This is a genomic window from Bradyrhizobium sp. Leo170, assembly GCF_004296405.1.
GTDB lineage: Bacteria > Pseudomonadota > Alphaproteobacteria > Rhizobiales > Xanthobacteraceae > Bradyrhizobium.
In genome coordinates, this window is record NZ_PSRR01000262.1 from 1 (window position 1) to 12,106 (window position 12,106).

The following is a 12,106-nucleotide window of genomic DNA, read 5'->3' on the forward strand; positions in this document are numbered from 1 at the left end:
GGCTGAGAAGTGGATTCCGGGCTCGCGCCAAGGGCGCGCCCCGGAATGACGGCGGAGTTTGAGGCTCGGGAGGTGGTGGGTTACGCTTCGCTAATTAGCTAATCCGCCTTACGATGCTGCGGCCGCGGCTGACAGGCGCGTAATCCAGCCGCTTCCCTGTTCACACGGAGAGCTGCTTCTCGGCGATCGCGAGCCACTCGGACTGGGCATTGCGCAGATATTTCGGCGCGCGCCGCATCTGGATCAGCAGTTCGTTGAAGACGACGCGCGCCTCGGCGGTACGGCCGGCCGTGCGCAGCAGCAGGCCGTAGCGGACCCGGGCCTCCGCACCAGGGAAATAGGCCGAGACCGCGTGATATTCCTCGAGCGCTTCATCGATCCGCCCTATTTCGGCAAGCGCGCGGGCATAGAGCAGATGGCCCTCGGCGGATTCGAAGTCTGGCCATTGCTGTTTCAATTCGTCGAGCGTGGCCAGCGCGGCGGCCGGCCGATTGCCGGCGAACTGCGCCTGCGCCTTGCCCAGCGCAAAGGCAGGATCGTGGCCCATCGGCAGCTTGAGGATGTCGTCGTAGTGGCGCTCGGCTTCCTCGAACCGCCCGATCTTCGCGCATTCAGCGGCCAGCGCGGCACGGTTTGCGATGGTGCCGGTCACAGCCAATCGATCGGACAGTTCGCGATATTTCTTTTCCGGGTCGAGACGATTGGCAATGCGCTGGCGCGCCCGCCGCGCGTCCGGCCCCTGATACCATTCCGGTATCAGCTCGACCACGATGTAGGCCAGCGCACCAATCAGCGGTACCATGAGAATGATGAAGGCCCAGGGCTGCAAACGGCCAGTACGCGAGGCGTGATAGATCAGCGAGATGTCGAGCAGCAAAATAACCAATGCAACGGGCATGGTGACTTCCGGGATAATGAACGGATCGTCTCAAATCGCCTGATTGATAACGTTGCAGGCACGGCCAGACAATCCCCGGTTGTCGCTTCTGCGCTTTCAATGTGAAGCACCGATGAAGGTCGATCCGCCTACTTCTGGTCGTCCGCCAGCAGCTTCCGATATTTCTCGACGTCGCGCGCGACGAGCTGTTGCAGCACGTCCGGCGCATGCTCGTTGGCGTCGGGCGCAACCGTCGAGAGGTCGGTGAAGCGCTTTTTCACCGCCTCGCTCTCCACGGCGGTCCGCGCCGCGGCGTTAAATTTGGCGATGATCTCGGGCGGCGTGCCCTTTGGCGCGAACAGGCCGTTCCAGCCCTGCGCCTCGAATTCAGGCAGACCCGCTTCCGCCGAGGTCGGCAGATCGGGCAGCGTCGCGAGCCGCACAGTCGAGCCGACCACAAGCCCCCGCACCAGCTTCTCGTTGATCGCCTGCGATACCGAGGCAGCGGCATCGCAGACGCCGTCGATCTGGCCGCCGATCGCGTCCGTCAGCGCCGGCGACGCGCCGCGATAGCCGACCAGCGTCACGTCGATTCCGGCGGCGTTCACGAAACTTTTGCAGATCAGGTAATTCGAGGAGCCGACGCCGGCATGGCCAAGATTGATCTTGCCGGGATTCTTCTTCGCGTAAGCGATGAACTCCTGCAAATCCTTGGCAGGAAAATCCTTGCGTAACGCAATGATGCCAAAGGTCTTTGCGACCACCGCGAACGGCACAAAGGAGTCCGGCGTGAACGGCAGTTTCGGGTAGATCGTGTAGGTGGCGGCGCTGGTGCCGGCATTGCCGATCGCAATCGTGTAGCCGTCCGGCTCGGCACGCGCCGCCCGGGCCAGCGCGGTCGAGCCGCCCGCGCCCGCGACATTCTCGATCACGATCGGCTGCCCGAGCGCCACGCTCATCTGCTCGGCAACCACGCGCGCAATCACGTCGGACGTGCCGCCGGCCGCGAACGGCACGATCATGGTGATGGGGTGTTTCGGGAAATCCTGGGCGTGCGCCGTCGTCGCAAGCCAAAGCGACGCAATCGCCGCGAGCCACCTCGCGACGACAGCCGTCACGCGGCCTTTTCCAGATGCTGGACCAGGCCGGCGAACAGGCCGCGGCCGTCGGTGCAGCCCATGATGTCTTCGATGTGGTTTTCCGGATGCGGCATCATGCCGAGCACGTTGCCGCCCTCATTGACGATGCCCGCGATCGAATTGGCAGCGCCGTTGATGTTGTAGCGCTCGTCAACCACGCCGTCCGGCGAGCAGTAGCGATAGAGCACCCGCCCCTCGCCTTCCAGCCGCTTGATCGTCTCTTCATCCGCCTCGTAATTGCCCTCACCGTGCGCAACCGGCCAGCGGATCACCTGGCCCGCATTGTAGCCGCGCGTGAACGGCGTATCGGAGCGTTCGACACGCAGATGGACGTCGTGGCAGATGAACTTCAGTCCCGCATTGCGCATCAGCACGCCCGGCAGCAGGCCCGCCTCGCAAAGAATCTGAAAGCCGTTGCAGACGCCGAGCACGAGCCCGCCTTTGCCGGCAAAGTCGCGCACCGCGTCCATGATCGGCGCCCGCGCCGCGATCGCGCCACACCGCAGATAATCGCCATAAGAGAACCCGCCGGGCACCACGACAAGGTCGGTGCCTTCAGGTAGCGAGGTCTCGGCATGCCAGACCATCGCCGGCTCCCTGCCCGAGATGAGCTTGAGCGCCCGCGCCATGTCGCGCTCGCGATTGATGCCGGGAAAGACGAGGACGGCGGATTTCATCAGAGCAGTTCGACCCGATAATTCTCGATCACGGTATTCGCGAGCAGCCTGTCCGCCGCATCCTTCAGCGCCGCCTCCGCCTTGGCGCGGTCGGAGCCGGAGAGCTCGATGTCGAACACCTTGCCCTGGCGGACGCTGGCGACGCCATCGACGCCGAGCGATTTCAGCGCACCCTCGATCGCCTTGCCCTGGGGATCGAGGATGCCGGATTTCAACGTAACGGTGACGCGTGCCTTCACTTAAACCTTGCCCCCTCAGCTCTTCACCAGCACCGGGCCCGAGCCGGCCGGCCGCTCGTTCTCCATGAGGATGCCGAGCCGCTTCGCCACCTCGGTATAGGCCTCCAGCAGCCCGCCGAGGTCGCGCCGGAAACGGTCCTTGTCGAGCTTCTCGTTCGACTTGATGTCCCACAGCCGGCACGAATCGGGCGAGATCTCGTCGGCGACGATGATCCGCATCATTTCGTTCTCAAACAGCCGTCCGCATTCCATCTTGAAGTCGACCAGTCGGATGCCGATCCCCAGGAAAAGCCCGGTCAGGAAATCGTTGACGCGGATGGCGAGCGCCATGATGTCGTCGATCTCCTGCGGCGTCGCCCAGCCGAAAGCGGTAATGTGCTCTTCCGACACCATGGGGTCGTTGAGCTGGTCGTTCTTGTAGTAGAATTCGATAATCGAGCGCGGCAACTGCGTACCTTCCTCGATGCCGAGGCGCTGCGACAGCGAGCCGGCGGCGACGTTCCGCACCACCACTTCCAGCGGCACGATCTCGACCTCGCGAATCAGTTGCTCGCGCATGTTGAGGCGGCGGATGAAGTGGGTCGGCACCCCGATGTCGTTGAGGTGCTGAAACAGGTACTCCGAAATCCGGTTGTTGAGGACGCCCTTGCCCTCGATCACCTGGTGTTTCTTGGCATTGAACGCGGTCGCGTCGTCCTTGAAGTGCTGGATGAGGGTTCCGGGCTCGGGACCTTCGTAAAGGACCTTGGCCTTGCCTTCATAAATGCGGCGTCGACGGCTCATTGGGATGTACCGTGTTTTGTTGAAATCCATGAATCTGGTGTGCTCCGGTTGACTAGGGATCGCGACCCACGACGGAGCTGCCGCGGAAGCCTGGAACCCCAAACAGAACAAGAACCAAGCCGTATGGCAACCTATCCGATTGGCCCATCCAGCACAATCGACCCGGACCCTTTTGGCCGACTTATCCGCCTTGGATTAGGGCGCCAAAATCTGCCATTCTGCCTGCGGCTTAACGGCTCCTTGTCTTGCCGATTCGTCCATTCTATCTAGGCATCCGCCGGGGCTGCCGCAACGCAAGCTCCACCCGTCCGTCAGCAGTAATTGGAACCACCGATGACCACATTCGATAAGCGCGAGGAAGGTTTTGAGAAGAAATTCGCCCTCGACGAGGAGCAGAAATTCAAGGCCGAGGCGCGCCGCAACAAGTTGTTAGGCATGTGGGCGGCGGAAAAGCTTGGCCTCGCGGGCGATGCCGCCAACACCTACGCCAAGGAAGTTGTTGCCGCCGATTTCGAGGAAGCCGGCGACCAGGACGTGCTGAAGAAGGTCTTCAAGGACCTCACCGCGAAGGGCGAGGCCATCACGGAAGCTCAAATCCGCGCCAAGATGGACGAACTGCTGGTCCAGGCCGTGGCGCAGGTGAAGTCAGGCGGTTAACGGCCTCCGTCATTCCGGGGCGTCCGAAGGACGAGCCCGGAATCCATTTCTCCGCCCGTGCAAGTGGTCCGATGGATTCCGGGCTCGCGCTATGCGCGCCCCGGAATGACAACAAACGATCACCCCTCCTTGAACCCGTACTCCGGTACGTTGCCGCTGGCGCCGTAATATTTGTACGGCAGGAATTTTCCGGACATCGTGAACTTGACGCGGTCTCCCTTGGGATTGGGCAGGCGCTCCATCACCATGTCGAAATCGATCGCCGACATGATGCCGTCGCCGAACTCCTCCTCGATCAGCGCCTTCCAGGCCGGGCCGTTGACCATCACGAGCTCGTAGAAGCGGTAGATCAGGGGATCGGTCGGCGGCATTGGCACGCCCTCCCCGCGCATCGGCGTCTCGTTCAGCATCGCGATTTCGGATTTGGACAGGCCGAACAGCTCACCGGCATTCGCGGCCTGCGGCTTGGTCAGCTTCATCTGGCCGAGGAGCGCGCCGACGATCAGCACCTCGGAATAGCCGCCGATCTCCTCGCAGATATATTTCCAGCTCCACCCCTTCTCGCGCTTGATGTCGAGCAGCTTTTCGGTGAGGTCGGAACGTTTCATGTCAGGGTCTCCTTCTGCTCGTCATGCCCGGGCTTGTCCCGGACCTCCAAATTGTTAATCGGATTCAGGAAGACGTGGATGGCCGGGACAGGCCCGGCCATGACGTCTGGGTTGGCAGCTCGGCGTCCGATGCGATCGCCAATTCAGGCAAGCCCGGCCGCAGTGTCGGCACGTTGCGGGGGTCGTGATCGGTGGTTATCGCCGCGAAGCTCTTGCTACGGCTGACCAAGAAATCGATGATGTGGTTGCGGAGCGCGTAGTAATAGGGATGGCGGTGCAGATCGATCCGGCCGCGATCCTTGGGCAGCGGATTTTCGACGATCTCGGCCAGCACCGCACCGGGGCCATTGGTCATCAGGAAGATCTTGTCGGCGAGATAGATCGCCTCGTCGACGTCGTGGGTGATCATGAACGCGGTCTGCCCGGTCTCCAGACAAATGCGCCGCACCTCGTCCTGCAGCGTGCCGCGCGTCAGCGCGTCCAGCGCCGAGAACGGCTCGTCCATCAGCATGATCTTGGGCGTGATCGAAAGCGCGCGCGCAATGCCGACGCGCTGCTTCATGCCGCCGGACAGTTCGGACGGACGCTTGTGCTCCGAACCAGTGAGGCCGACGAGATCGATGAACTTCTGCGCGTGCGCCTTGACCTTGGCGCGATCCCATTTGCGCCATTTCGAGCTGACGGCGTAGGCGACATTGCCGAGCACGGTGCGCCAGGGCAACAGCGCATGGCTCTGGAAGATCACGGCGCGGTCAAGGCTCGTGCCCTCGATCGCCTGCCCGTCGACGATCACGGCGCCCTCGCTCGGCTCGTCGAGGCCTGCGAGGATGTTGAGCACCGTGGTCTTGCCGCAGCCGGAATGGCCGATCACACAGCCGAATTCGCCCCGCGCCATCGAGAGCCACAGGTTCTCGAATACAGTAGTCGTGCCACCGCCCGCTCCCGGATAGCGCCGCGCGATGCCTTCGATCGAGATGAATTTGTCGGTCATCGCCCTACTCCGGAAACGTGACCATGCGCGTGAAGCGCGCGAGGATCTGGTCGAGCAGCATGCCGACGATCCCGATCATGAGGATCGCGATGATGACATTGGTGATCGAGAGGTTGTTCCACTCGTTCCAGACGAAATAGCCGATGCCGGTGCCGCCGACGAGCATCTCGGCGGCGACGATCACGAGCCAGGCGATGCCGATCGAGATCCGCATGCCGGTCAGAATTGTCGGCGCCGCGGCCGGCAGGATCACCGTGAAGGCGCGCCTGACTGTGCCAACCTCGAGCGTGCGTGCGACGTTGATCCATTCCTTGCGCACGCCGGCGACGCCGAACGCCGTGTTGAGCAGCATCGGCCACACCGAGCAGATGAAGATCACGAAGATCGCTGAAATCGAGGAATCCTTGATGGTGTAGAGCGCGAGCGGCATCCAGGCGAGCGGCGAGATCGGCTTCAGCACCTGGATGAACGGGTCGAGCGCCCTGCTGATCAATGGCGACATGCCGATTAGGAAGCCGAGCGGGATCGCGACTGATACCGCGATCAGATAGCCGAGCCCGACGCGGCCGATCGAATAAGCGAGCTGGATGCCAAGCCCCTTGTCGTTCGGCCCGTTGTCGTAGAACGGCCGCCTCAGGTGCTCCCACAATTTGGCGCCGACATCGAGCGGACCCGGCATCGCCGATTTGCCTTGCGTGGCGGTGAGCCCCATCAGCTTCGCGTATTCCGGGCTCATGTTCACGGCCGGACCGGTGCTGCGGGTCGCAAGATGCCAGACGCCGATGAAGGCGGCGAACAGCACAATCGAGACGATCGCCGCGCGCAGGCGAAGCGAGTTCATCTGCTCCTCCCCGTATGCGGGAGCACCTTCACGACGCCTTCCTGATCTTGAAGCTCGCGAGATAGTCGTCGGCCTTCGTGGGATCGAACGTCTTGCCCATCACTGCGAACGACTTGTACGTGGTTGTCGGCGCCGTGAGCCCCATCTCGGCCATCAGCTTGCCGGTGTCGGTAGCGAGATAGACCTGTTCGGCCACCGCCTTGTAGTCGACGTCGCCCTTGATCTGGCCCCAGCGCTTCATCTGCGTCATGATCCAGACGGCGAAGGACTGCCAGGGGAACGGATCGAAATCGACGCGGCCCGGCTGCGTGACGACATTGCCGAGACCGTCGGCGAAGGTGCCCGTCAGGATCTGCTCGAGCACGATCTGCGGCTGGTTCAGGTAGTTCGCCGGCGCGATCGCCTCCGCGATCTGCTTGCGGTTCTCGGCCTTGTGGGCGAACGCGGTGGCTTCGATGATCGATTTCAGGAGCGCGCCATAGGTATTCGGCATCGAGGTGACGAACTCCTTCGATGCCGCGAAGGCGCAGCAGGGATGGCCTTCCCAGATATCCTTGGTCAGGATGTGGATGAAGCCTGCGCCGTCATAGACCGCGCGCTGGTTCATCGGATCGGGCCCAAGGAAACCGTCGATATTGTCGGCGCGCAGATTGGCGACCATCTCCGGCGGCGGCACCGCGCGGATCTGCACATCGACGTCGGGGTCGAGGCCGTGTTCGGCGAGATAGTAGCGCAGCAAATAATTGTGCATCGAATAGTCGAAGGGTACGGCGAACTTGAAGCCCTTCCAATCCTTGGGATCGCGCTTGTCCTTGTGCTTGATCGAAAGCGTGATCGCCTGCCCATTGATGTTCTCGACCGCCGGCATCGTGTACGGCAGCGGGTTGGAGCCGACGCCCATGGTGATGGCGAGCGGCATCGGCGACAGCATGTGCGCGGCGTCGTATTCCTTGTTGATGGTCTTGTCGCGGATCACGGCCCAGCCGGCGGTCTTGATCACCTCCACGTTCAGTCCGTGCTTGGCGTAGAAGCCCATCGGCGCGGCCATGATGATCGGGGTCGCGCAGGTGATCGGAATGAAGCCGACCTTGAGGTCCTTCTTCTCAGGCGCAGCGCCTTGCGCGAAGACCTCGGTCGCCGCCTTGATCGGGAAGAACTGCGACAGCGCCGCGAGCGCCGTGGAGGCGCCGACCGACTTCAGGAACGCGCGCCGGGTCGCGTCCTGCGGAAACACCGCGCGCATCACGGCTGAGGCGACGACGCCCTCGTAGCGCCTGTCCTCGCTTTCCGCGGGCTCGCAGCGCAGCGCCAGCGCCTCATTCCGGTGCTCGGCTTCGCTGAGATGGCGACCGCAACTGCAGCCGGTGCGGAGATTGCGATCGGGATCGAATGGATTGTCGAAGATGGACATCGGACCTCCTGCGCGGCGTTTGCCGTGGATTTACGCAAGGTCCGTGCCAGCCTCTTTTTTGAGCCGATGGCATTGATGTCGCAGGCTTTTATCCGTGCCTTGGCGACTACAAAAACTCGTGATACACGAAAAATCGTAATCAAATTACGATTTTTCGGGGCGACCTGCACGATGGACCTGGCTCTCAGCGCAACGGCGAGCGCGCACGATGCGGACCTGCGTGCCGCCGCCTTCGAGTGCTCGATCGAGCCGACGCTGCTGTTCGATCCCCATGCCGACGTGATCCTCGACGCCAACCCCGCCGCCTGCTCGCTACTCGGCTACGACCGCGCGCTGCTGCGCCAGACCAAGGTGAGCGCGCTGCAACCAGGCCAATTGCCGGCCCTGATCGTCTTCACCCAGGCGGTGCTCGACAAGGGCGCGTATTGGACCGATGCGCTGACACCGCGGCATGCGACCGGACAGAATCTCAGGATCGAATATGCCGGCTGCGTGGTGCCGCATGACGGGCGCACGCTGATGCTGCTGACGATGAGCGACCTCGACGCGCGCCGCCGGCGCTATGTCGATGCCGCCGCCGAGGACCACATGCGCAGCGGCATTGCCACCTGGCAGCGGGTCGAGCGGGTGTTCCAGGACATCGAGCGCGAGAACCAGTTGATCCTGCGCGCCGCCGGCGAAGGCATTTATGGGGTCAACGCGGAAGGAAACACCACTTTTGTCAACCCGGCCGCCGAACGGATGCTGGGCTGGACCGCCGAGGAACTGGTCGGCAAGGAGATCCACCCGATCGTCCATCACACCCATCATGACGGGCGGCACTATCCCGATCATGATTGCCCGATCTATGCGGCGTTCCGCGACGGCGCCGTGCACCAGGTCGACGGCGAAGTGTTCTGGCGCAAGGACGGCTCGCCAGTCTGGGTCGAGTACACCTCGACGCCGATCCGCGACCGCGGCGTCGTGGTCGGCGCCGTCGTGGTGTTTCGCGACGTCAGCCAGCGGCGCGAGGCGGACGAGAAGCTGCACGCCGCACTTGCCGAGGTCGATCGCCTGCGCGAGCGGCTGGAGCTGGAAAACGCCTACCTGCAGGAAGAAATCCGCATCGAGACTAATCCGCGCGGCATCATCGGCCAGAGCGAGGCGATCCAGAAGACGCTGCGCCAGGTCAAGCTGGTGGCGCCGACGTCAGCGGCGGTGATGATCACGGGCGAGTCCGGCACCGGCAAGGAGTTGATCGCGCGCGCCATCCACGAGGCGAGCAGCCGCTCCGACCGGCCGCTGATCCGCGTCAACTGCGCCGCGATCCCGCGCGAATTGTTCGAGAGCGAGTTCTTCGGCCATGTCCGCGGCGCCTTCACGGGCGCGACGCGCGACCGCATCGGCCGGTTCGAACTGGCCGACGGCGGCACGCTATTTCTCGACGAAGTCGGCGAAATCCCGCTGGAGCTGCAGGGCAAGCTGCTGCGCGTGCTGCAGGAGGGCAATTTCGAGCGGGTCGGCGAGGAGCGCACCCGCACCGTGGATGTGCGGCTGATCGCCGCCACCAACCGCGACCTCAAGCAGGAGGTGCAGCGCGGCCGGTTTCGCGAGGATCTCTATTTCCGCCTCAACGTGTTTCCGATCGAATCGGTACCCTTGCGCGAGCGGCGCGAGGACATCCCGCTTTTGGCGCAGCATTTCCTGAGCAGCGAAAGCAAGGCGCTGAAATCCGATCTGCGCCTGTCGGAGGGCGACGCCAGGCGGCTCGCCCGCTACGACTGGCCGGGCAATGTCCGCGAACTGCAGAACGTGATCGAGCGCGCGGCGATCCTTGCCCAGAACGGCCGGTTGCGCATCGACCTGCCCGATGCATCCGGCAGCCAGTCTTCGGCCGGCTCGGCCCGCGTGAAGGCCGACGCGCGTCCCACAGTGATGACGGCGGCCGAGCTGCGCGATCACGAGCGCGCCAACATCGTCGCCGCGCTTGAAGCCTGCGCCGGCAAGGTGTTCGGCCCCGGCGGTGCGGCCGAAATGCTCGACATGAAGCCGACCACGCTGGCCTCGCGGATCAAGGCACTCGGAATTGTCGGGCGGCAGCGGCCGGTTTACCCCTCGTCAAGCACGGCAAGAGATCGGGGCGCACCTTAAAAGCCTGTTAGGCGCGCGCGGTGTTGTTGTACCCCGGGAAGACAGGGGTGCTCTGCAATGAAGTCCGACAAGGGACCTTACAGCCGGCCGCGCTGGGGCGTGACGCGCTGGCTGGCCGACGCCGGTCCCGGCGCGCCCGAGGATATCCGCGCGGCGCTGATCGCCGACCTCCACGGGTCGCTACCGGTCTTTGCGGCCGGCGCGGTCAACACGATGGCGGTGGCAGGCGTGATCGCGATCCGGCAACCGACCGCATTGTTCATCGCCTGGTTCAGCCTCGAAGTCGCGATTTGCCTTGCCCGCCTCACGGTATTGGTCGTCGCCCGTCGCCGGGCGCGTGACCGGCGCCAGACCCCGACCGACCTGCATGTGCTGCTCGCGGTCGCCTGGAGCGCCAGCGTCGGGTTCGGCGTAGTCGTCAGCCTCGCCAGCGGCGACCGGGTCGTCGCACTGCTCGCCTGCCTGTCGGCGGCGGCGATGGTTGGTGGCATCTGCTTCCGCAATTTCAGCGCGCCGCGATTGGCCGGGACGATGATCCTGCTCGCCCTCGGCCCGATCGTCCCGGGCGCTGCGCTTGCCGGCGAGCCGCTGCTTTACCTCGTGTTTCTACAGGTGCCGCTCTATCTCGCGGCGATGACGGACGCAGCCTTCCGGCTGAACAGGATGCTGATCGCGACCATGCGCGCCGAGCGCGAGAACGGCCACATGGCGCAGCACGACGCGCTCACGGGCCTGTGGAATCGCGCCGGTTTCGTCGATGCCCTCAACAGGAAGCTGGAGGCCTCCAGTCGCGACGAGGGCTCCTTTGCCGTGCTGTTCTTCGATCTCGACAATTTCAAGCCGATCAACGACACCTTCGGGCATGCGGCCGGGGACAAGGTGCTCCAACTGGTCGCCGACCGGCTCCGCCGCGCCCTGCCCAATAGCGCCGTCATCGCGCGCATGGGCGGCGACGAATTCGTGGTGCTGGCCGACAGCATCACCGCAGAGCAGGCGCTCGCGATCGGACATCGGATCATCGACGAGGTCGCGATGTCCTACCGGCTGGGCGAGGAGATTTGCGTCCAGGTCGGCGTCAGCGTCGGCGTTGCGATGTCGCCGGAGCACGGCACGGAGGCCGAGGAGTTGCTCTCGGCCGCCGATACCGCGCTCTATGAAGCGAAATCCACCGGCAAGTCCCGCTGCTGCCTCGCTTCCTTCGAGATCAACCTCGCCGCCCTGCGCCGGCTCCAACACAGCAACGCGGCCAAGGGCGCCGGGATGGCAGCGTAGAATTTGAGAAGTCTCGTAGCCCGGGTGGAACGCAGCGCAACCTGGGGGGCGGTTCGCAAACGCTGACGCAGATGTCCCGGGTTACGCTGGCGCTCCACCCGGGCTACGGAGCTACTCACTGGGCCGGCAGGTTCGATGCGAGCCGGTCCAGTTCGCCGGCCAGATCGCGCTCGACTTCGGCCGCGCGCAGGTTGAGGACGCGATAGTCTCGCTCCTCCAGCCATTCCCGTCGCTTGGCCCGGTCGGCAACAATCGTCTCGCTCTCGTCGGGGTTTTCCAGCTCGATCGCGATCCGGTGGATGAAGGAGACGAAATCGGGGATATGCCGCCCCACCGGGGTCTGGCGCTTGAACAGGCCGGCGAAGCGGCGATCCTTGGTCAGGGCCTGCCACAGGATGCGCTCGGCATCGGTCGGGTTGCGCCGGAGCAGCCGCGCCAGCCCGCGCACCGTGCTGCTGGCATCGGCGGAGGCGCCGCCGCC

13 protein-coding genes are annotated in these 12,106 nt (G+C 64.2%); 3 read left to right on the plus strand and 10 right to left on the minus strand.

Annotated features, from left to right (window positions below; all coding sequences use genetic code 11):
- Nucleotides 1–160: 160 nt before the first annotated feature.
- The 5 genes from CWO89_RS31870 to purC form a co-directional block, all read right to left on the minus strand.
- The gene (locus CWO89_RS31870) at nucleotides 161–898 is read right to left on the minus strand and encodes a tetratricopeptide repeat protein (RefSeq protein ID WP_130582472.1); all 738 of its coding nucleotides are present in this window, start codon (nucleotides 896–898) and stop codon (nucleotides 161–163) included.
- A 128-nt stretch (nucleotides 899–1,026) separates the two neighbouring features.
- A complete protein-coding gene (locus tag CWO89_RS31875) occupies nucleotides 1,027–1,995 on the minus strand; it encodes a tripartite tricarboxylate transporter substrate binding protein BugD (RefSeq protein WP_165421415.1) in 969 nt (322 codons plus the stop codon).
- Nucleotides 1,992–2,693, minus strand: a complete 702-nt coding sequence (gene purQ, locus CWO89_RS31880; protein WP_130582473.1) for a phosphoribosylformylglycinamidine synthase subunit PurQ — start codon at nucleotides 2,691–2,693, stop codon at nucleotides 1,992–1,994. The genes CWO89_RS31875 and purQ overlap by 4 nt, the downstream gene beginning before the upstream one ends.
- Nucleotides 2,693–2,932, minus strand: coding sequence for a phosphoribosylformylglycinamidine synthase subunit PurS (purS, locus tag CWO89_RS31885; protein WP_130582474.1), 240 nt, complete (start codon nucleotides 2,930–2,932; stop codon nucleotides 2,693–2,695). The genes purQ and purS overlap by 1 nt, the downstream gene beginning before the upstream one ends.
- A 15-nt stretch (nucleotides 2,933–2,947) precedes the next feature.
- Complete coding sequence (purC, locus tag CWO89_RS31890; protein WP_008974302.1) at nucleotides 2,948–3,715, minus strand: phosphoribosylaminoimidazolesuccinocarboxamide synthase; 768 nt, start codon at nucleotides 3,713–3,715, stop codon at nucleotides 2,948–2,950.
- 333 nt (nucleotides 3,716–4,048) lie between these two features.
- Here purC and CWO89_RS31895 point away from each other — a divergent pair, with 333 nt between their 5' ends.
- Nucleotides 4,049–4,372, plus strand: coding sequence for a DUF1476 domain-containing protein (locus CWO89_RS31895; RefSeq protein WP_130582475.1), 324 nt, complete (start codon nucleotides 4,049–4,051; stop codon nucleotides 4,370–4,372).
- 119 nt (nucleotides 4,373–4,491) lie between these two features.
- On the opposite strand, the gene cynS is transcribed toward CWO89_RS31895, so the two are convergent.
- From cynS to CWO89_RS31915, 4 genes are all read right to left on the minus strand, one after another.
- The gene (cynS, locus tag CWO89_RS31900; protein ID WP_130582476.1) at nucleotides 4,492–4,980 is read right to left on the minus strand and encodes a cyanase; all 489 of its coding nucleotides are present in this window, start codon (nucleotides 4,978–4,980) and stop codon (nucleotides 4,492–4,494) included.
- A gap of 64 nt (nucleotides 4,981–5,044) precedes the next feature.
- Complete coding sequence (locus CWO89_RS31905; protein ID WP_130582477.1) at nucleotides 5,045–5,971, minus strand: ABC transporter ATP-binding protein; 927 nt, start codon at nucleotides 5,969–5,971, stop codon at nucleotides 5,045–5,047.
- Nucleotides 5,972–5,975: 4 nt separating this feature from the next.
- On the minus strand, nucleotides 5,976–6,812 hold the full coding sequence (ntrB, locus tag CWO89_RS31910) for a nitrate ABC transporter permease (RefSeq protein WP_130582478.1): 837 nt from the start codon (nucleotides 6,810–6,812) through the stop codon (nucleotides 5,976–5,978).
- A gap of 28 nt (nucleotides 6,813–6,840) precedes the next feature.
- Nucleotides 6,841–8,223: a CmpA/NrtA family ABC transporter substrate-binding protein gene (locus CWO89_RS31915; RefSeq protein WP_130582479.1), complete on the minus strand. Its 1,383-nt coding sequence runs from the start codon at nucleotides 8,221–8,223 to the stop codon at nucleotides 6,841–6,843.
- Between the two features lie 171 nt (nucleotides 8,224–8,394).
- Between CWO89_RS31915 and CWO89_RS31920 the strand changes: the two genes are divergently transcribed.
- Together CWO89_RS31920 and CWO89_RS31925 are read left to right on the plus strand one after the other, a co-directional pair.
- Nucleotides 8,395–10,353, plus strand: a complete 1,959-nt coding sequence (locus tag CWO89_RS31920; protein ID WP_245476674.1) for a sigma 54-interacting transcriptional regulator — start codon at nucleotides 8,395–8,397, stop codon at nucleotides 10,351–10,353.
- Nucleotides 10,354–10,410: 57 nt separating this feature from the next.
- Nucleotides 10,411–11,625 carry a GGDEF domain-containing protein gene (locus CWO89_RS31925; protein ID WP_130582480.1) on the plus strand — a complete coding sequence of 405 codons (1,215 nt, stop codon included), beginning with the start codon at nucleotides 10,411–10,413 and terminating at the stop codon, nucleotides 11,623–11,625.
- 115 nt (nucleotides 11,626–11,740) lie between these two features.
- Here CWO89_RS31925 and CWO89_RS31930 read toward each other — a convergent pair.
- Nucleotides 11,741–12,106, minus strand: a 366-nt coding sequence (locus CWO89_RS31930; RefSeq protein WP_130582481.1) for an endonuclease domain-containing protein, incomplete at its 5' end; no start/stop codon positions are given.

Excerpts from the sequence above, each read along its gene's own strand:
- CWO89_RS31920 (WP_245476674.1), top strand. The coding sequence starts at position 8,395 with ATGGACCTGGCTCTCAGCGCAACGGCGAGCGCGCACGATGCGGACCTG.
- purC (WP_008974302.1), bottom strand. The coding sequence starts at position 3,715 with ATGAGCCGTCGACGCCGCATTTATGAAGGCAAGGCCAAGGTCCTTTAC.
- cynS (WP_130582476.1), bottom strand. The coding sequence starts at position 4,980 with ATGAAACGTTCCGACCTCACCGAAAAGCTGCTCGACATCAAGCGCGAG.
- CWO89_RS31925 (WP_130582480.1), top strand. The coding sequence starts at position 10,411 with ATGAAGTCCGACAAGGGACCTTACAGCCGGCCGCGCTGGGGCGTGACG.
- CWO89_RS31895 (WP_130582475.1), top strand. The coding sequence starts at position 4,049 with ATGACCACATTCGATAAGCGCGAGGAAGGTTTTGAGAAGAAATTCGCC.
- CWO89_RS31915 (WP_130582479.1), bottom strand. The coding sequence starts at position 8,223 with ATGTCCATCTTCGACAATCCATTCGATCCCGATCGCAATCTCCGCACC.
- purQ (WP_130582473.1), bottom strand. The coding sequence starts at position 2,693 with ATGAAATCCGCCGTCCTCGTCTTTCCCGGCATCAATCGCGAGCGCGAC.
- CWO89_RS31905 (WP_130582477.1), bottom strand. The coding sequence starts at position 5,971 with ATGACCGACAAATTCATCTCGATCGAAGGCATCGCGCGGCGCTATCCG.
- CWO89_RS31870 (WP_130582472.1), bottom strand. The coding sequence starts at position 898 with ATGCCCGTTGCATTGGTTATTTTGCTGCTCGACATCTCGCTGATCTAT.
- ntrB (WP_130582478.1), bottom strand. The coding sequence starts at position 6,812 with ATGAACTCGCTTCGCCTGCGCGCGGCGATCGTCTCGATTGTGCTGTTC.